16 protein-coding genes are annotated in these 19,321 nt (G+C 62.4%); 4 read left to right on the top strand and 12 right to left on the bottom strand.

Annotated features, from left to right (window positions below):
- Positions 1 to 39: 39 nt before the first annotated feature.
- The 3 genes from V5735_RS03215 to V5735_RS03205 all read right to left on the bottom strand — a co-directional run bounded on the left by V5735_RS03215 (position 40) and on the right by V5735_RS03205 (position 4,145).
- The gene (locus V5735_RS03215) at positions 40 to 516 is read right to left on the bottom strand and encodes a YbaK/EbsC family protein (RefSeq protein WP_423745052.1); all 477 of its coding nucleotides are present in this window, start codon (positions 514 to 516) and stop codon (positions 40 to 42) included.
- Between the two features lie 69 nt (positions 517 to 585).
- Positions 586 to 3,018 carry a methyl-accepting chemotaxis protein gene (locus tag V5735_RS03210; protein ID WP_423745051.1) on the bottom strand — a complete coding sequence of 811 codons (2,433 nt, stop codon included), beginning with the start codon at positions 3,016 to 3,018 and terminating at the stop codon, positions 586 to 588.
- Entirely contained in the window at positions 3,018 to 4,145 is a 1,128-nt protein-coding gene (locus V5735_RS03205) for an ABC transporter substrate-binding protein (protein ID WP_423745050.1), read from the bottom strand. The genes V5735_RS03210 and V5735_RS03205 overlap by 1 nt, the downstream gene beginning before the upstream one ends.
- Before the next feature lie 291 nt (positions 4,146 to 4,436).
- On the opposite strand from V5735_RS03205, the gene V5735_RS03200 reads away from it, so the two are divergent.
- Positions 4,437 to 4,811, top strand: a complete 375-nt coding sequence (locus V5735_RS03200) for a secondary thiamine-phosphate synthase enzyme YjbQ (RefSeq protein WP_423745049.1) — start codon at positions 4,437 to 4,439, stop codon at positions 4,809 to 4,811.
- Here V5735_RS03200 and V5735_RS03195 read toward each other — a convergent pair.
- From V5735_RS03195 to V5735_RS03175, 5 genes are all read right to left on the bottom strand, one after another.
- The gene (locus V5735_RS03195; protein WP_423745048.1) at positions 4,804 to 5,079 is read right to left on the bottom strand and encodes a hypothetical protein; all 276 of its coding nucleotides are present in this window, start codon (positions 5,077 to 5,079) and stop codon (positions 4,804 to 4,806) included. The genes V5735_RS03200 and V5735_RS03195 overlap by 8 nt on opposite strands.
- 86 nt (positions 5,080 to 5,165) lie before the next feature.
- Entirely contained in the window at positions 5,166 to 6,725 is a 1,560-nt protein-coding gene (locus V5735_RS03190) for a uracil-xanthine permease family protein (RefSeq protein ID WP_423745047.1), read from the bottom strand.
- Between the two features lie 66 nt (positions 6,726 to 6,791).
- Positions 6,792 to 7,757, bottom strand: a complete 966-nt coding sequence (locus V5735_RS03185) for a carbohydrate kinase family protein (RefSeq protein ID WP_423745046.1) — start codon at positions 7,755 to 7,757, stop codon at positions 6,792 to 6,794.
- 221 nt (positions 7,758 to 7,978) lie between these two features.
- Positions 7,979 to 8,749 (bottom strand): sugar phosphate isomerase/epimerase family protein, encoded by a 771-nt coding sequence (locus V5735_RS03180; RefSeq protein WP_423745045.1) that lies wholly within the window; start codon positions 8,747 to 8,749, stop codon positions 7,979 to 7,981.
- 86 nt (positions 8,750 to 8,835) lie between these two features.
- The gene (locus tag V5735_RS03175) at positions 8,836 to 9,591 is read right to left on the bottom strand and encodes a hypothetical protein (RefSeq protein WP_423745044.1); all 756 of its coding nucleotides are present in this window, start codon (positions 9,589 to 9,591) and stop codon (positions 8,836 to 8,838) included.
- A 216-nt stretch (positions 9,592 to 9,807) separates the two neighbouring features.
- On the opposite strand from V5735_RS03175, the gene V5735_RS03170 reads away from it, so the two are divergent.
- On the top strand, positions 9,808 to 11,136 hold the full coding sequence (locus V5735_RS03170; RefSeq protein ID WP_423745043.1) for an APC family permease: 1,329 nt from the start codon (positions 9,808 to 9,810) through the stop codon (positions 11,134 to 11,136).
- 87 nt (positions 11,137 to 11,223) lie between these two features.
- On the opposite strand, the gene V5735_RS03165 is transcribed toward V5735_RS03170, so the two are convergent.
- From V5735_RS03165 to V5735_RS03155, 3 genes are all read right to left on the bottom strand, one after another.
- A complete protein-coding gene (locus tag V5735_RS03165; RefSeq protein ID WP_007979040.1) occupies positions 11,224 to 12,438 on the bottom strand; it encodes a Cdc6/Cdc18 family protein in 1,215 nt (404 codons plus the stop codon).
- A gap of 1,881 nt (positions 12,439 to 14,319) precedes the next feature.
- The gene (locus tag V5735_RS03160) at positions 14,320 to 15,750 is read right to left on the bottom strand and encodes an aldehyde dehydrogenase family protein (protein WP_423745042.1); all 1,431 of its coding nucleotides are present in this window, start codon (positions 15,748 to 15,750) and stop codon (positions 14,320 to 14,322) included.
- Between the two features lie 234 nt (positions 15,751 to 15,984).
- On the bottom strand, positions 15,985 to 16,683 hold the full coding sequence (locus V5735_RS03155) for a DUF7504 family protein (RefSeq protein WP_423745041.1): 699 nt from the start codon (positions 16,681 to 16,683) through the stop codon (positions 15,985 to 15,987).
- Between the two features lie 113 nt (positions 16,684 to 16,796).
- On the opposite strand from V5735_RS03155, the gene V5735_RS03150 reads away from it, so the two are divergent.
- Entirely contained in the window at positions 16,797 to 17,888 is a 1,092-nt protein-coding gene (locus V5735_RS03150; RefSeq protein WP_423745040.1) for an NADH:flavin oxidoreductase/NADH oxidase, read from the top strand.
- 191 nt (positions 17,889 to 18,079) lie between these two features.
- On the top strand, positions 18,080 to 18,679 hold the full coding sequence (locus tag V5735_RS03145; protein ID WP_423745039.1) for a nitroreductase/quinone reductase family protein: 600 nt from the start codon (positions 18,080 to 18,082) through the stop codon (positions 18,677 to 18,679).
- Positions 18,680 to 18,779: 100 nt separating this feature from the next.
- Here V5735_RS03145 and V5735_RS03140 read toward each other — a convergent pair whose 3' ends face one another.
- Entirely contained in the window at positions 18,780 to 19,283 is a 504-nt protein-coding gene (locus tag V5735_RS03140) for a hypothetical protein (protein ID WP_423745038.1), read from the bottom strand.
- Positions 19,284 to 19,321 lie beyond the last annotated feature (38 nt).

The raw sequence follows: 19,321 nt of genomic DNA, 5'->3' as shown, positions 1-19,321 counted from the left end.
CTCAGCCTTCCCCTCCCCCATCGATTTCCGCTCTTTCGCTCACTCGTTCACGCGTGCGACCGCCGCGTCGGCGTACTCCGCCAGGTCGTCGGGTGAGATCGGAAAGACGGCTTTCGGCGTCCCGGCGGCGGCCCAGACCGTATCGAACTCGGTCAGCGTCTCGTCAAGATAGACGGGCAGGTCGGTGTCGTGGCAGAAGGGCGGGACGCCGCCGATGGACCAGCCGACCGACTCCCGAATCGCGTCGGCGTCGGCCATGCCGACCGCCGACGCGGGGGCGTCACGCAGTTCCGCCAGTCGGCCCTCGCTCACGCGGTTCGCCCCGCTGGTCACGACGACGACGAGTTCGTCGTCCGCGCGGAAGACAAGACTGCTGGCGATTTGGGCCACGTCACAGCCGATGGCGTCCGCGGCATCCGCGGCGGTTTTCGTCCCTTCGGGAAACTCGTGCACGTCCGCGTCGAAGCCGTACCGCTCCGCGGCGCGCGTTTCGAACTCCGCTGCTCGTTCGTGCATGTCCCCCATCTCTCTTCGACGGAATAAATCGGTGATGGTGGTGGTAACGATACGGAAAAAGAACCGGAATTACTGTCCGTCCGACGAATCGCTCCGATGGGTAACCGTGAAGTCGTCCACGGTGGCGGCGAGCGATTCGGCCTGTTTGGCGAGCGAATCCGCGCTCCGGGCGACTTCGCTGACCGAAGCGGTCTGTTCTTCCGCCGCCGCGGCCACGTCTTCGGCTTCGTCGGCCGTTTCGTCGCTGATGCGAGTCACCTCGTCCACCGCGGCGACGACCTCCTCGGTCGTCGATGCCTGTTCGGCAGTCACGTCGTTTATCTCCTCGATGCCGCCGGTGGTCTCCTCGACGTTCGAGATGATGGCTTGGAGCGATTCCTGTGCGTCGCGCACCGTCTCCGCCCCTTCGGTGACCGCTTTGTGCGTCTCCCGGACGTCGGTGACGGTCACGTCCGCCTGCTCTTTCACGGTGTCGATGCGCTGTTCGATGTCCACGACCGCTTCCTTCGTCTCGTTCGCCAGTTCCTTCACCTCGTTTGCGACCACCTCGAACCCTTCCGTGTCGCCGTCCGCGCTCGCCGCCTCGATGTTGGCGTTCAGCGCGAGCATGTTCGTCTGGTCCGCGATGGAGCGGATGAGTTCGACGACATCGCCGATGCGGCCGATTTCGTCGGCCAAGTCCTCCATCTGCTCGACCGTCTCGTCCGTCCCCGTCTCGATGGCGTCCATCTTGTCGATGGCGTTCGAGGCCGCTTCCCGTCCGTCCTGCCCGAGCGCCTCGGTACTCTGGGCCGTCTGTGCCACTTGGTCCGCGGAGGCGGCGACTTCCTCGATGGTCGCCGAGAGTTCGCTCATCTCCCCTGCGGTCTCTTCGAGCCGTTCGGACTGTTCGACCGTCCCCGACGACATCACTTGCGTCGATTCCGTCACCTGCTCGCTCGCCCGCTCGATTTCGGCGGTGCTCGCGGTGACCTCCTGACTCGCGGCGGCGACGTCTTCGGCGAACTCGCTCACGTCGCGTATCGTGGCTTCGAGTTCGGCGATCATCTCGTTGAACCCGTGTGCGATTTCCGTCATGGATTCGGTCGGACTGTCGGTCGCCATCCGCTGGGTGAGGTCGCCGTCCGCCGCTTCCTCCATCACGACGCTGAACTCCGCGGCCTTCCGCTCCAGCGCCGCGTTGAGTTCCTCCGCTTCGGCCTGTGCCGCTTCCGCCTCGGCTTGCGCCGCCTCGGCGTCCGCTTGCGCGACCTCCGCTTCGGCGCGGGCCTGCTCTATATCAGCAACCATCGCGCGAAGGTCGTCGCGCATCTGCTCCAGCGTCTCGCCGAACGTGCCCGGAACCGTCTCGTCGAAGACCGGCGCGTCGAAGTTCTGCTGTGCGAGGGCGTCCGCTTGGTCGGCGACCGTGTTCAGGTAGCCGTGCATGGATTCGAACGAACCGTACAGTTCGCCCATCTCGTCCTCTCGGGTCGTCTCGGGCAGTTCGGTGTCGAGTTGCCCGGCCGCTATCTGGTCGGCCGTCCCGGAGACCGACGAGAGGGACTTCGCGGTGCCGCGACCGATGGTCAGACCGACGACCGCGAGCGAGAGCACCGCCATCAGCACGAGAATGCCGATGTTCTTCGTGACGTTCGTCTGCAGGGCGAACGCGGTCTTGCGGGGGACGTTGTACAGCAACACCCAGTCCGTTCCGACGATTGGGGTGTAGGCCATCACCGACGACCCGTCCGTCCCGGACACCTGGGTCACGTCGCTCTCGCCGGTCAGTGCCCGTCGGATGGTCGAATCCACTCCGTTCGAGTAGGTGCGTAGCAACCCGACGTTGCGGTTGTCGAGGACGACGGTTCCCTGCTTGTCGATAACGGTCACATCACCGGTCGCCGTCGGCGACGACAACACGTGGGAGTGCTCCGCGAGGGACGCCGTAACGACGACCAGATGGTTCGCGTCCTCGGTCGGGGTGACGAACGCGGCGACGGGTTCGCCGTTCACTTCGTACGGCGACGAAATGGTAACGGAGTCGGCCGCGAACGACAAAGAGTCGTTCTGCCACGCCGCGCCGTCCGCCGTCGTCCCGACCATCTCGTCGGTCGTGCTGGCGAGCACGATGCCGCTCTGCCGGTCGACGTAGTGGATTGCCTGCACGTCGTTCGGCATGTTTATCAACTGCCCTTCGAGGTACGTCTGGCGCTCGGCGTTCGATTCGTTTCCGTCGAGCGACGAGGAGAGGTACCGCGTCGTGGAGCGCTTCTGGCCCACCCATTCGTGGAGGGATTCGGCCTCCATCTTCGCGGCGCTCTGTAGTTCGTCGTTCGTCGTCCCCGTCACGAGTTGCTTCGTGTCGAGATGGATGAAAAAGCCGATTGCGGCGATGAGGATGAGGATGGCGAACAGTACCGCGCCGAACTTCGCGGCGTAGCTCCGCCGTATCCTGCTCGGGATGTACCGAGCGAGGCGCGCACTGGCCCGTCGTCGCAACGAGAGCGATGAGTCGGACATCACGCCGTCCTCCCTTGGAAGAAGGACGCTCGAAGCAGTTCCAGTTCGTCCATCCCGTCATCATCGACGCGCTCGATGATGTACGCGTTGAGGGGTTCGAGGTTCTCGTTCAAGTCGACCGAACTCGACGCCCCTTGATAGTTCACCGTGCGGTCCGCGTCGATGAGCGTCACCGCCCGCCCGAACTCATCGACGGAAACCGTCTGCCCCGTGCCGCCCGAAACGGAGACGAGGTTGTTGCTGATGGCGGTCCCCGTCGCGGTTCCGGCCTGCTGTATCGCGGTCCCCAACAGGAACGTGGCGTCGTAGGCGTGTTGCGTGTAGGGCGCGAGCGGCGTGATATCATCGAGTTCCTGCCGAAGTTTGATGGAACCCGTCGTCTGCTCGGCCGCCACCGACGCGCTGTACATTCCGTCCATGTACGACGGAACGTCGCCCGGGATGACGCCCTCGCTCAGCACGAACTCGCCGTCGAAGGAACTCCGCGCGAGCCGCTGAAGAATCGTGACGTTCCCCGGTTCGGCCACGAACGCGACCGCATCCGCGCCGGACCGCACCACCCGACTCACGCGACCGGAGTACGTCTCTCGACCGGGCGGAAACGCCACCGTTTCGACCGTTTTCCCCGTTATTTTCTCGTCGATGACCGACGCCAACCCCTCCCCGAAACTGTTGTCCACGTGGACGATAGCGGCGGTATCGGCGCCGACGAATCGGTCGCTGTTGAGTATTTTCGCCATCACGAGCGCCTGCTGAATGTCGTTGGCGGCGGTGCGGGCGAAATACTTGGTCGCGTCCGTGACCGCCGCCGACGCGAGCGCCGGATGCGTGCTCGACGGACTCACCGCGATGACTTCCTCCTCGGCGAAACTGTCGGCCAGCGCCATCGAGATATCGGTGACGACGGGTCCGACGAGTCCGACGACGCCCGAATCGACGAGCGAGGCGAACGCCGTTTTCGCCGTTTCCGGGTCGAGTTCGGTATCTTCGACCGTGAGTTCCAGTTCGCGCCCGAGCGGACCCCCGGCGTCGTTGATGTCCGCGACGGCTTGTTCGATGGCGCGTCGGTGGTGTTTCGCAACCGTTTCGAGAAACCCCGATGCCGAGAGCGGAAGGAGGGCACCCACCTGGACCGGTTTCGTATCGAGTTTCCCACCGAGACACCCAGCGAGGGCACTGCTAACGGAGAGGGAACCGCCGGTTAGACGTAAATATCCTCTCCTAGATAGGTAATCATTCATATATAGTTGAGGATAGTCAAAAGACGCAAAGGATTTTCGGTCCAGATACCAAATCTGAGAACCAACGGAAAATATTGCTAATTAATAGTAAAATTTAACGGTGAAATATTCTTGTCGTTCTGATAGTGTCTCCCCGATTTTACAAGAGGTTTTGTCGATGACCGTCGAAGCGACGATATGGAGTTCGAAGTCACAACGTCGAAGCGCGTAGACATCGTGGACATCACCGACCGAGTGGCCGAGCACGCCCCCGAGGCCGCCGACACGTGTACCGTCTTCGTCCCGCACACGACCGCCGGTGTCATCGTCAACGAGGACGAACGGCGGTTACGTTCGGATTTCAAAACCCTTCTGTCGCGGCTCGTTCCCCGCGGTGACGACTACGCACACGACCAACTGGACGGCAACGCCGACGCGCACCTCCGTTCGGTGTTACTCGGGGAACACGTTACCGTCCCCGTCGAGGACGGCGAACTAGCGCTCGGGACGTGGCAGTCCATCCTGTTCGTGGACTGTGACGGGCCGCGAACCCGCCGAATCGTCGTCAAATGAGGCGCTCACCACAGTTGGTACACTCGACCTTCTTCTTCCCGGTCGCGGTCCGTTCGACGCCTAACGACCCGTTCGAGTTGCAGGTGGGACAGACGCTCTTTCCGGTCTCGACGGCCTGATGCTGGGCCATCCACTTGAGGTTCTTCTCGGCGATGCGTAGTCGTTCCTTCGTCGCTTCGAGTTCCTCACGGAGCGCTTCGACTTCCGAACGAGGGACCGCTTCGTGAGGGGACGATTCCGTCGTGGGCTCCGATTCATTCGTCGTCATGGGGGAATCAACACATGCGATGTGCTATCGTTCTACACGACGGCGGGGAACAAAAGGTTGTGGGCGGTTTTTCGTGTGGGTTCTCGTCAGTCCGCTTTCGTCGGGTCCGGACGGCTCTCCGACCCGAAGCGTTCGAAGGCGCTCTGGAAGTCGCTCTCGTCCTCCGTGATCGTCTCCCACGCTTCGAGGCCGCGTTCCTCGCGGGTTCCCTCGATGGTGTTGTCGAGAACGAACGCGACGAGACCGCCGACCGCCATCCCGGTGCCGAGGACGACGTACAGCGTGTTCGAAACGATGTCGGTGCCGAGGACGGGACCGATGACGGCCACGCTGTGCATCCCCTGCTGGAACAGTTCGGCACCGCTCTGCTCCACACCGGTACCGAGGTTTCCGATGTACGCCGGAATGGCGAGCCCCGCGAAGGTGGCGAGGCCGACGATGAACAGGTTGCGCGAGGAGTCCAAGTCAACGTACTTCAGGTTCGACAGCCCGACGGCGGATATCTGTCCGAACATGGCGATGAACAGGCCGCCGACGATGGGGCTCGGAATCGTCGCCACGAGCTGACCGAAGTAGCCGACGAACCCGACGACGAGCATGACCACCGCGCCGATTTGAACGACGTAGCGCGAGGCGACGCCCGTCAAGCCGATGGCACCGATGTTCTCGGAGTAGGAGGTTGAGCCGTTGCCGGTGCCCATGAGTCCGGCGAAGACGCTGGCGATGCCCTCCATCCCGATGCCGTGGTCGATGCGTTTCTTGCTCGGTGCGCCCACGCCCGAGAGGCGCGCAACGGCGTGATAGTCGCCGAAGCTCTCTATCATCGAGGCGACGACGCCCGCGAACATGCCGATGACGTACGGGAGCGTGAACCGGGGCATTCCCCACTGGAGGGGCATGACCGGTTGGAAGAGGTTCGCGTTGACGACGCTCATGTAATCCACGTAGCCGGGATTCGCTGGCGTGTAGAATCCCGTGTAGGAGAGCACGAACGCGATGGCCCACGCCGTGACGACGCCGAGGAGGACCGGAAAGAGGCGGAACGCGCGGTGATTATCGAGATACTGCGAGAAGAGAACGATGAGGCCGAGCGTGAGTCCGACGAGCCACCAGTTCTGGTTCGCGGCCGTAATCTGTGGAACGCTGAACAGCGAAAGCCCGATGAGTGCGATGGTCGGCGCGATGACGACCGGCGAGAGGTGTTTTTTCAGCCGACCCATCAATCCCAGATAGCCGACCAGCACTTCGACGGCGCTGGCCGCGATGACCGCGCCTTGCAGTTCGAGCAGGGTCACGCGCCACCCCGCGCCGATGACGCCGATGATGGCCAGCGCCGGTGCGAGCATCGAAAACGTCGCGCCCTGCACGATGGGGTACCGGTTTCCGAACGTCGTCTGGGCCAGCGTCGCGATTCCCGAAACGACGAAGAACGTCCCGATGAACTCGGCCGTCTGGGCCGGTGGCATCTTCATCGCACCGGCCAGCGCCAGCGGCACCGCGATGTTCGCGCCGATCATCGTCAGGTAGTGCTGGAAGCCCAACAGAACCGACTCCCCCAGCGGTGGTTTGTCTTCGATACCGTACTCCACGAACGACGCCTCCTCGAGCGCCGCGTCCCCGTCCGTGTCACCTGTGCTGTCACTCATGCGTTCTCAGTGGTACTCGTTCTTCGATTTCCGATGAGAGACTTAAAAGTGACGTTACGAATTCCGCTAGTTCGATTGCGATTCTCGTAATCGGCCGACGGCATCGCGGTCGGGGAGGGCCGTCATCGCGCCCGGTTCGGTCGTCGTCAGCGCGGCCACCGCGTTGGCGAAGCCGAGAACCGAGTCGAGGGACTTTCCGTCGGCCAGCGCCGCCAACGCTCCCGCGGTGAAGGCGTCACCCGCACCGGTGGTGTCCACGACGGACACGTCGTAGCCCGCGTGCGTCGCCGCCCCCGACTCCCACGGCGCGTCGTCGGTCGCGTGCGCGTACGCGCCCTCCCCACCGAGCGTCAGCAGGCAGGTGTGCGGCCCGGCCTCGCAGACGCTCGCGGCGAGTCGGTCCGCGTCGTCCGCCTCGAACCCGGCCATGGCGAGGTCCTCGGGCGTCGCCTTCACCACGTCGGCGAGCGACAGCATCTCGTCCACCGCTTCGGCGAATCCGCCCTCGGGCCAGAGTTCCGGCCGCGCGTTCGGGTCGAAGACGACGGAACAGTCCGCCGCGCGAGCGCGCTCCGCGAGGTCGAGCGTCGCGGTTCGCGCCGGGTCGCTCGCCAGCATCACGCCGCCGACGTACACCCAATCGAGTTCGGCGAGCGCGTCGTCCGGGACCCCGCCGGGTTGCAGTCGCGTGTCCGCCGTCCCGTCCCGGTAGAACGTGAACGCCCGGTCGTTCGCCTCGTCGTGGGTCACGAACGCCAGCGTGGTCTTCGCGTCCGGGTCGCGTTCGACGAACCGGTCGGGCAACTCGGCGTCGAGCGTCTCGGAGAGGAAGTCGCCGAACGGGTCGCGGGCGATTCGCGTCCAGAACCACGGCGTCTCGTCCAACCGGGAGAGCGCCACGGCGACGTTCGCGGGCGCGCCGCCGGGACGCCGTTCGAACGTCGGCACCTCCGAAAGCGGTCCGGGACGTTCCGGCAGGAAATCGATCAGCGTCTCGCCCGAGACGAGGATTCGCGGCGTCGATAGCGTCATGCTGTTCCGTGAGAGGGCGAAGGAGAAAGGATTTGCCTCCGCGATTTCGGGTGCTGCACCCGTTGCTTTAGTAGGAATCAGTATAATTTAGTTAATAATAGGATAAATAAGTGACATTCAGTACAAAGAGTGACTATGCAGTAGGAAAAACCGGGGAACCAGTAGCCCCGTTTTCGGCGGTTTCGCCGTCGATTTAGGATTCAAGATTCAGGATTCAGGATTCACAGCAGTTCGTCCAGATACGCTTTGCTGGTCTCGATGTAGCCGTAATCGAGGGTGAACACTTCGAGCGAGAGCGTCCCCTCCCAGTCGTCGGGCAGGGCGTCGAAGATGGCGCGAAAATCGAGCGTCCCCGCGCCGAACGGGAGGTGTTCGTCCCTCGCGCGGCGCGTGTCGTTCAAGTGAAAGTGCGAGATTCGGCCGCCGTGGCGTCCGACGAAGGCGGCGATGTCGCCGGAATCCAAACCGTCCATTCTCGCGTGGCCCGTATCCAGCGTCATCGACGCGTCCGTCTCCGCGAACAGTCCGTCGAAATCGTGAACGGAGAACCACCCGCACGGGATGTTCTCGACGCACAGTTCGAAGTCGCGTTCGCGGGCGAACTCGTCGAGCGTGTTCACCGATTCGACGACGTTCGACCCGATTTCCTCCGCGTCCCACGCCGGTTTCCACGCGCTCGAACTCGCGTGAACGACTCCCTTCGTCGCTCCGAACTCTCGCGCCGTCTCGATTGCGGCTTGCAGTTCCCGAACCGCTCCCTCGCGGACGTGCTCGAACGGGGACCCGATGTCCAACGAGAACGGCAGGTGTACCGCGAGGCCGACGTCGCAGTCGTCCGCCCGCGACCGCACCGACTCGGGGTCGATGCGGGTGCGCTCGTTCGCGCCGTCCATCATCACTTCCACGTAGTCGAAGCCGAGATTGCCCGCGACCTCGAACGCCTCCTCGTACTCCATGCCGACCTGCGTGACGAATCCGGTTTCGGGGTTCATACGTCGAAATCGACCGCCGGTCGGTTAGTTCTAGTTGCCAGCCACGAGTCGAAAACGGAGGTCCGTTACGCGCCGTTGGCGCCGTTTCAATCGTCACGACCGTGCTCGGTGTTCGAACCCACGTGGTCGCCTCCGTGGTCATCCCCGTTCATGTGACCGCCATTCTCTCCCATGTGGTCGCCATCCCCATCGTGAGTGCCGTCTCCATCCATGTGGTCACCCTTCCCGCCTTCGTGCCCGCCGTTTCTACCGTGGTCACCGCTTTCGCCGCCGTGGTTCGACTCTCCATCGCTGCTCGTCTCCACGCTCCCCTGCATCGTCGTCGGGTGGACGGTGCAGGTGTACCGGTCGATGTCCGCCGTGGCGACGAACCGGAACGTCTGCGTCGACCCCTTCGTTCGGACGATTTCCGTCTGTCTGATGGCGTCGTTCGGTGGCGTCACGTTGCCACCGTTTCCGCCGCCCATGTTCCCCTCATCCATCGTTCCGTCGCCCATGTTCCCGCCGTTCGTGTTCGTCCGCACGTTCGGGAAGATGACTTTCAGGTTCCGTCCGTCCGAGTTCCGGAGGGCGAAATTGTGCGGTTGCCCGTCCAGATTCGTCCACGTTACCCGATACACCTCCCCGGTGTGCAATCGAAGTGTGGGGTTCGCTTGCCCCTCGATGGCGTTCGGTTCCCTCCCTCGCCATCCTTGGACGCGACCGCCGAATCGGAACGCTTCGGCGTGTGAATCGTCAGTCCGCTGGGCACTTCCGATGGCGGTCACCCCGACCAGCGTCCCACCGGTGACGGCGAGAAATCGTCGTCGTGAATAGCCGTGTGTCAGTCGGTCGTTTCTCATGCCGCGAGAGATACGCCGAGGAACTCAATAAACGATGGTCATCGTTCGCGCGAGAAGGGAACGAACGTCGCGGTGACTCGCAGTTCCCCGCCGGTGTTTCCCTTCAATGACACCCTCTCCACCCTCGTCGTCGGTTTCCCTCGTCCGGCACCGTTTCTGACCTTATGCTGATAGATGGTCGATACTATTGATATACTGGAACACGGTTGGTCATATATGGCGTCCGAAAAGATCGGGTTACCCGCGTCGGTTTCGATGGCGGTCGGTGGGATGGTTGGCGGCGGTATTTTCGCCGTTCTCGGCGTCGTGGCGTCAGCCGCGGGCACGCTCGCGTGGCTCGCGTTCATCGTCGCGGGGGTTATCGCGCTGGCCGCGGGCTACTCGTTCGTTCGACTCGGGAAACTCTCGAAGGAAGACGACGACGGTCCGCTGACCTACATCGAGCGGTTCACCGGGAGTACGAAACTGGCCGGAATGACCGGGTGGACGTTCGTCGTCGGCTACATCGGCACGATGGCGATGTACGCCTACGCGTTCGGCGGCTACTTCACCGAACTCGTGGGTATCAGGACGATCGCCGGGCTACCGGCGCGGCCGTTCGTCTCCGCGGCCGTCATCGTCCTGTTCGTCGGCCTCAACGTCCTCGGCGCGCACGCGTCGGGACGGACCGAGGACGTGCTGGTCGGATTGAAGGTGACGATACTGCTCCTCTTCGGGTTGGGCGGCGTCTACTACGGATTCAAAAACGGAAAGCTCAGCTCCGGCCTGTCACAGTTCGGCGTCGGCCCAGTCATCGCGGCCGCGCTCTCGTTCGTCGCGTTCGAAGGCTGGGAACTCCTGTTGTTCGACCGCGACAGTATCAGGAATCCGGCGGAGACGATACGAAAGGCGATATACATCTCCATCGTCGGCGTGACCGCCCTGTACATCATCGTCGCCGTCGTGACGACGAACCTCGTTCCGCCGCGCGTCATCAAACAGAACGCCGAGACAGCGCTGGCGGTGGCCGCGAGGCCGTTCCTCGGTCAAGCCGGATTCGTCCTCATCTCGATTGCGGCGCTGTTTTCCACGGGAAGCGCCATCAACGCGACGCTGTTCAGTTCCTCCCGACTTCTCAACAAGATGGTGTCCCAAGACTACCTCCCCGCACAAGTCGGCGGCAACGGCGACGGGGAACCGGTTCGGGCGCTGGTGATTCTGGGAACGCTGACGATGGCGTTCACCGCCCTCGGAAGTTTGGACGGGATTTCGTCCTTTGCGTCGCTCGCGTTCATCACCATCTTCGGGGCCGCGAGCTATCTCGCGTTCAGAAATCGGAGCGGCGGAGACCTGAAAACGAGCGTCGTGCCCGCAATCGGTGCCGCCGGAGCGGTCGCGACCATCGCCGCACTGCTTTGGCACCTCTACACGAGCGAGAACTCGGTGTTCTGGACGGTCGCGACCATCGCGGTCGTCGTCGTCGCCATCGAGTTGCTCTACTTCGAACGAAAATCGATAGAGAACGGCGTCTCATCGGTGGAGTCGGAACTCGAAGATATCGTGTGACCGGTGTAAAATCGCGAGCGTCTGATATCGGGGGTCTGCTGTATCCAATGGGTTCGGCGGATGAGTCCGATGGGTCCGGCGGATGAGTCAGACGTACCCTTTGACGCTCGTGTGAACCCCCATCGCTTCGAGGGTTTCTTCGAGCGCGTCCAGCACGACGGCGAGGTCCTGCTGGAGCGCGTATTCTCGATACTTTCCACCGGCCGACCCTTCGTTGATTTCGGACACAGAAAGAATGCCGAGCATGGCGAGGTCGTCCAGATGTTCTCGAAGCCAGCGGGCGGTGAGGGCCTCGCGCTGGGCCGTCACCGAGAGCGCCTTGTACCGGGAGTAGATTTCGCGCGACCGGGCGGGCGTTTCGCCTTCCGCCTCCAACGTTGCGAGGGCGTAGACGACCAGTCGCTCGTGGTCGTTCAGATCGGCGATGCCGCGAGCGACCTGCTCGCGTTCGAGCAGGTCGCGGCCCCGCCGGACGTGTTCCTCGGACACCCGTTCCGCGTTCTCCTCGCGCGCGAGGTCGCCCGCCTTGAGCAGCAAGTCGAGCGCTTTTCGCGCGTCGCCCGACTCCTGTGCGCCGAACGCCGCGCACAGCGGAATCACGTCCTCGGTCAGCACGTCGTCCTTGAACGCGACCTCCCGACGTTGGTCGAGAACGGCCCGAAGTTCGTTGGCGTCGTAGGTCGAAAAGGAGATGGAGCGTTCACACAGCGAGGAGCGAACCTTCGGCGAGAGGCCGTCGCGGAACGTGAGGTCGTTGCTGATACCGATGAGGCCGATTCGGGCCTCGGTCAGGTTCCCGTTTTCGCGTGCGCGAGAAAGCTGATAGAGAATGCTGTCGTCCTTGAGATGGTCGATTTCGTCCAGTACGAGCAGGATGATGCCGCCGTGAGTGTCGAGTTCGTCCCACATCAACTCGTACACCTGCGACCGGGAGTAGCCGGTTTCGCTGATTCGGTTCGCGGGGTCACGAAGCGTGTTCACCAGATGGCTCGCCACGCGATAACTGGAGTTGAGCCCGTCGCAGTTGACCAGTTCGGTGAAGATATCGAGGTCGTCGTAGTCGTCCGCGTTGTTTTCGAGCTTGTCGAGCAGAAATCGCGTCGCAGCGGTTTTTCCCACACCGGCCTTACCGTAGAGAAAGATGTTGTCCGGCTGTTCGCCATAGATTGCGGGTTGTAGCGCCCCGTGGTACTCCTCCAATTCGGAATCACGGCCCACCAGCGTGTCGGGCGTATAATCGTCCAGTAATGCTTCACGATTTTTGTACGGAGAATGTTCGCGAACGAACTCGAATGAACCCATTGTATTTTCGCAAACGGAGGAGTACTATAACGCTTCCGAACCACCCGTTCCTGTGATTCCTGAGTTTCATCTGTATCACCCGACTTCGGGGGAGAGTGCTCGAAGCAGTGGATTTCACGCCGTAGCCGTGGATTCGACCGATACTAACCGACCGCCGAACCGGCCGTTCCTATGATTCCGTTGTTTCTTCTGTCCTGTTTGTTTAAAAACCACCCCCACCCCTCGATTCCGCTGAGTTGGTCGGGAAGAGTGGGAGGGGATGAGGGAAGTCTTTCTAGAACGGAAACGTTCAAGTCATGACCATCACAACAGTATCCGTAAACTAGACGAAAAAGACTATTTCGACGAAATAGTCGTTGAATTATTCTCTCTTCGTTCCCCTCTGTTCTCTTTCAAACGCTCCGCGATTCCCCCGCCCCACCTTCGAGCGCGAATTCAGCGGAACAGAGGGGTGGGGGTCATTATAAATCAAACATGACACCGGAAACAACGGTCGCCACGGTCCTACCACGAACTCTGCACGACTATAGAGAACAACGGAACGATGGGGTGGATAAGAACCACTGTTCGAGTGGGTAACGACCGGAACTAGCAAACAGCCCCGGTCCAAAGACAGCGGAACGACGGTGTATGGCCTGTGTCAAACAGTCCCGTAGATATGAACCAACCGACCATCTCGGTCAGGGGTAGCGACGGTGAGTCGAAGCAGAGAGAACCAACCGAGACAGCGACCGCGATCACCAGTGACCGTGACCACCAGCGAATCGTGATAGTGCTAATCGATTGGACGGACCGGTGGGGTGGGAACTATCGACTGCAGATGACGATTCGTTTTGCCGCGGTTCGTCCGGCCGGACGTATCGACGGCGAGCATAATTACAGCGGAACGATGGGGTGGTGAAACAAATCTGATGCGGGTGCAAAGTTGCCTTCTTGCTCGTTTGCCGACCGAATTCACGAAAAAACAGCGGAACGGTGGGGTATCCAACGACGACGTTCGGTGGTGTCCAGCCTTCGGTGATTCTCAGCTCTCGGTGATAATCTGTTCTTGGTGGTGTCCAACCCTCGTGATTACCCCCTATCCCTCCGGCGGCGACCTCTCCTCGCGGGTCGTGAGGGGCGGGTGGACGACTCTCAATTGGGAGGACGAGTAGCCGAGAGTGACGGATCGCGGAGAACGGTGGAACGGCGGAAGGCGAGAACGGTGGGACGATAGAAGCGAAAACAGCGGAACGATGGGGTTCGACGGACCGACGGCGTTCGAAACATCACTTCTATGCCGTTCCGGTAGGCGAACGTCGAGCGACGAGGGTTCAAGGGTCCGACCTTCGAGATATCCGGCAGCACGCCGACTACGGCGATAGACTCGACTACGGGCCGTCACCCGCGTTCGACTGCACACGACCCCATAACTTAACGTCCCATCACAAATGTCGATTATTTCTAAAAAAGTAGAACAAACAACGGAACGGCGGTGGGGGGGTCACGACGTGGGTTCGACGGGCCAAAAAACAGCGGAACGACGGGGTTCGTCCCGTGGGAGCTTCGACCGACCGGAACATCGAAAGTCGTACAAAGTGGCGAATCGAGCCGTAAAAAACCAGATCTCGTTTATACAACGATAGAGAAACGATGAAACCGCTCCGTCCGTTCTACCCGTCAGACACAGCGGAACGACGGGGTTCGTTGGTGTGTTCACGTGTGACAGGAGAACTGGGTGTACCGAGAATCGAGAGAGTACACGGAACGATGTAACTCCAAGCGGTACACGGCACGACGTGAATCCGACCGTGAACCTCGCCGCGGTATAAAGACGCCCCACCGACGGTAATCACACTCCACGTGCTGTTCCGTCACCGAAACGAAAACGAACGACTCGCTTCAGAGGATGATGCTCTTCTGTCGGACCATCTCCTCGATGGTCAGGTGGAGTCCCTGCCGACCGATACCAGATCCTTTGTTCCCGCCGAACGGGATGTCGCCGAGTCCGTGGCTCGGTGCCCCGTTGATGCGCACGGCTCCGGCGTCGAGTTTATCGGCCATCCGGCGTGCGCGGTCGTAATCGTCCGTGAACACGGCGGCGTCGAGCGCGAGGTCGCCACCGTTCGAGATTTCGAGGGCTTCCTCCTCGGTTTCGAAGGTCGTGACGGCCGCGACGGGACCGAACTGTTCCTCGTGGATAATTCGCGCGTCGTGCGGCACGTTCGCCAGCAGCGTCGGTTCGAAGAACTGCCCGTCGCGGTCGCCGCCGCGAACCAGGTCGGCGCCTTTCTCCGCCGCGTCCTCGACGAGTTCCTCGACCCACTCGGCTTGGCTCTCGCTGATGAGCGGTCCCATCTGGGTGTCCTCGTCGAAGAGGTCGCCGACGACCCACTCGTCCATCGCCGCGTCTATCCGGTCGACCACTTCGTCGTGGACGCTTTCGTGGGCGAGCACCCTGCTGACGGCGGAACAACGCTGTCCGGCGTACTTGAACGACCCTTTCGTGCAGGCACCGGCAACCTCGGAGAGGTCGGCGTCGGGGAAGATGACGGCGGGCGCGTTGCCGCCCAGTTCCATGTGCAAATTGACCATCCCGCTCTTGCGCGCGACGTGCTTCCCGGCCGCGCTGCTGCCGGTCATCGTGATCATGTTGATGCGGTTGTCACCGACGAGCAGGTCGCCGATATCGCTTCCACGGCCCGGCGTGAAGTTGAACGCGCCCTTCGGTAGTCCGACGTCCGCGATTACGTCGGCGAGAATCGCCGCGCTCACCGGCGTCTTGCTGGCGGGCTTGAGGATGACGCAGTTACCCGCCGCGAGCGCCGGGGCGACCTCCAGCGCGGTCGTGGCGAGGGGGTAGTTGTACGGCGTAATCGCCAGAATCGTGCCGATGGGTTCCGGCTTGAGGATTGCTTCCCACCCTTCGTGGCCGCTCGTGGTTCCCTGGCGGAACTCGCCTTGCAGGTCGTGGGCCTCCTCCGCCGCGCGGCGGAACCGTTCGGCCGCGCTTTCGACCTCGCCGCTCGCGCTCGAAATCGGTTTCCCTGCCTCTCGGACGATGACTTCGGCCAGTTCCTCCTTCCGTTCGAGGAGACCGTCCGCGATGTCCTCCATCCATCCCGCCCGTTGCGGAATCGTCGTTTCGCGCATGACCGCTTCCGCCCGCTCCGCTGCAGCGAGCGCGTTGTCGGCTTGTTCGGCATCGGCGGCGGCGACTTCGGCGAAGACGCCCCCGTCCGCGAGGTCGGTTACGTCGAGCGTGCCGTCGGCGTCTAGCCACTCGCCATCGATGTAGAGTTGCTCCCGTCGATGGATCGGTTTCTGTGACATGGTTACACCTTAGGACTCGGTAGGTAAATTATTTACTCACAACCGGATTAATGACACATGATTGCTTTTATCTCGCAATGTGTCGAACACTACCGCTGGACTGCAGTTATTCGTGCGCCGAAACGCGCAGATTCGCGCCGTCGGTACTGATGACTGGCAGCGGTGGGTACTGGCCGGTTCGCAACGGTAGTGCCGATTCACATACCGTCTTCCCGAAAACGTCGATTCGTCAATTCAAAGCGATAGCCACTCGGTCGTCACGTCCCGTTCGACCAGATGCCACCGCTGTTCCGCGTTACCGCCGTTCATCCGAATCTCGACCGCGGCGTCGAAGACGGGCAACAGCGTTCGGACGATAGTGGAATCCATCTCCGCCGGAAGGTGGAAGTGGCCCATGCCATTGACGGTCTTGATACGACCGATCAGGACGTGTAGAAACCGGAACACCGATTCGCGGTCGTGTTCCTCGATGATGGGAGTCAGCGAGTCGAAACAGACCCGAAGTTCTCCGGGTGCTAACGGACCGCACTCCCGTTCGAACTCGTCTATCGCGCCGGAAATCTCGATGCCGAGCGGAGCGAGGTTTTGAGTCCGGAGGACGGTCGTGTTTGCTCGATTGCTGACGTTCGAAGCGGCCGCTGTGCTCCGAGTATCCGCCGCCTGCTTGATGACTTTCGCATCCTCGTGCGTCCCCGCGTGCGTGTGGTGGCACTCACCGTCGGGCCGAACGAAATTACCGTCGGTTCGAACGAAAACCCGACGGCGCGGCGTTGCCGTGGCGTCGCCGAGGAACCGCTCGCACGCTCGTTGCATGGGTGGTTCCGCTCCCACCACCAAGAGGCCACTTCCTCGGCGCTTGAGTTCCGCCAGTTCCCGGGTGAAAATCTCGGCCGTTTCTCGGGCCTCGGAACTGTTTTCGCCACATTTCTCCATTGTTTCCGACGTGCATGTCAATGTAGTATAAGTCTTCGGGTCGTCACCGACGAAAGTCGGCAAATCCGACTGTGTTTGTAGCTATCTTAAGCGTCGAATCCGTACGGGGAACGATGACCGACGACCTGTTCAGTAGTATCTCGTTTCGAGAGTCCACGGCGCGAAACCGCGTGATGGTCTCGCCGATGTGCCAGTACTCCTGTGACGGCGATGGACTGGCAACCGACTGGCATCGCGTCCACCTCGGAAGCCGCGCCACCGGCAGCGCCGGTATCGTGATGACCGAAGCGACGGCCGTCGAACCGCGCGGTCGAATCTCGCCGGACGACCTCGGCATCTGGAGCGACGACCACGCCGAGGCGCTCGCCCCGATAACCGAGTTCATCCGGGAGCGCGGTGCGCTCCCGGCGATTCAACTCGCCCACGCGGGTCGGAAGGCTAGCAAGACCAGTCCGTGGGACGGAAACCGACCGCTCCAACCCGACGAACGCGGCTGGGAAGCCATCGCCCCGAGTGCGGACCCGTGGCCCTACGAGGATACGCCGCCGCAACTCCGCGAGATGACGACGGACGACATCGCCACGCTGGTGGACGATTTCGCGGCGGCGGCCGAGCGCTCGCTCGACGCCGGGTTCGAAATCGCGGAAGTCCACGCCGCACACGGCTATCTCCTCCACGAGTTCCTCTCTCCCGTTACGAACGACCGCGAGGACGAGTACGGCGGCAGTCTGGAGAACCGAACCCGCATCGTTCGAGAGGTGACGGAAGCGGTCCGCGACGTGTGGCCCGACGACAAACCCGTCTTCGTCCGCATCTCGGCGACCGACTGGCTCCCCGAGCGCGAGTCGTGGACGATAGAGGATTCCGTCCACCTCGCCGACCGACTCGACAACATCGGTGCCGACCTCATCGACGTGAGCGCCGGTGGACTCCATCCCGACCAGCGGATTCCGAATCCGGGACCGAACTACCAAGTCCCGTTCGCGGAGCGAATCCGCGAGGACACGGACGTTCACGTCGGCGCGGTCGGCGGCATCACGGAACCCGCACAGGCCGACGCCCTCATCCGGAACGGGCGCGCCGACCTCGCGATTATCGGGCGTGAACACCTCCGCGACCCCTACTTCACGTTGCACGCCGCCGAGGAACTCGACGCCGAAGATAGCGTCGAGTGGCCGATACAGTATCGACGCGCCGTGCAGTGACGCGAGGGAACGCCCCCGAACGGTGGCGAGAAAACGAAACCGAACGGTGACGGGGCGACGACACGCCACACCCCTGTCTGACGGTCCCTCCTCCGTCTGACGGTCCATTTAAGCCGTTTCTTCTCCATCTATCGGTATGGTGCTGGCGCTCAGTCGTGGAAACCACGTCCGAAGAGGACGGAGGAACGTCCATGCCGACTGACGACGCGACCCGCGGGGACGGCGGCGGTGGACGGACGGTCGAAATCAGGGCTCCACCGACACCGTTTTTTCTCCTCGAGCGGTACGTCGCCAATCCCGTCCTCCGGCGGCTCCTCCGCTCGAAGGCCCACTGGCTCGTGAGCAACCGACTCATGCTCCTCTCCTATGTCGGACGACGGTCGGGCACGCGATACACCACGCCCGTCGCCTACGACCGGCGCGAGGATACCCTCGTCGCCACCACCCTCCGCCACCACAGCAACTGGTGGAAGAACTTTCGCGAGGAGCACCCGGCGACCGTCTGGCTCCGCGGCACCCGCCGGAAAACGACGGGACTCGCCACGACCGACACGCGGGAAATCGCGGAGTTCGTCCGGAGCGCGCTCGTTCGCTACGGCATCGAACGAGCGCGCTGGCTCGGGCTAAAAATCGAGGGCGACGAACTGCCCACGGTCGAGGAGCTCGAAGCGGTCGCGCCGGAACTCGTCGTCGTTCGCTTCTCCATCGACGACCTCGAACCGGTCTTCCAGACGCTTCACATCCGGGAAGAGGAGTTCTCGAACAGATTCGGGACCGAAGTGCCGTCATAATGCCGTCACACTTCCGCCGTAATTCCGTCGCACTTCCTCACCTACCCTTCTCCTCACTTCCTCACGTGATTTTCCCTGAACTTCACTACGCACCCTTCTCTCACTCGTAGCGACTGTCCTCCCGGATGTGCTCCGGCATCGCGTCGTCCCGACCGTTGTACTGGTCGCCGAAGGTCTCCACGATGTCCCGTTCGGACTCCCAATCGACGTAGTACTCGGTGAGCACGCCCGCCACCGTCTCGCCGAGGGCGTCCATCTCCTCGTTGATGGCCGAGACGGTGGACCACGAATCGATGTCCGCGTAGCGACTCCGGTTCTCCCAATCGTCCGGGATTTCGGGCGCTTCGTACGCCACTTCGTCCAGTTCCGGGTCCCAGTAGAAGTCGAACGCCGCGATACACCCGAGGTCGAGCGCGATGTGATACGCGTCTACCGAGAGCGCCGTCTCCGCCGCCCACGCGGAGAATCCCTCGTGCCACGCGTTCTCCTCGCCGTCCAGATACGTCTGGAGGTCGGCTCGTTTGTGGACGTCGGACTCGTACTGGTCGTCCCGCGTTAGCTCGTAGATGGTCGGCGCGGCGGGTGTCGTGACGTCGAGACTCATGTCGGTAGAGACGCTTCCCACGTCGATAAGCTCTGCCG

The organism is Haladaptatus sp. SPP-AMP-3 (assembly GCF_049568665.1).
In the GTDB taxonomy this organism is placed as follows: domain Archaea; phylum Halobacteriota; class Halobacteria; order Halobacteriales; family Haladaptataceae; genus Haladaptatus; species Haladaptatus paucihalophilus.
The sequence above is the reverse complement of the archived record's forward strand: the minus strand, read 5'-3'. Positions and strand labels throughout refer to the sequence as shown.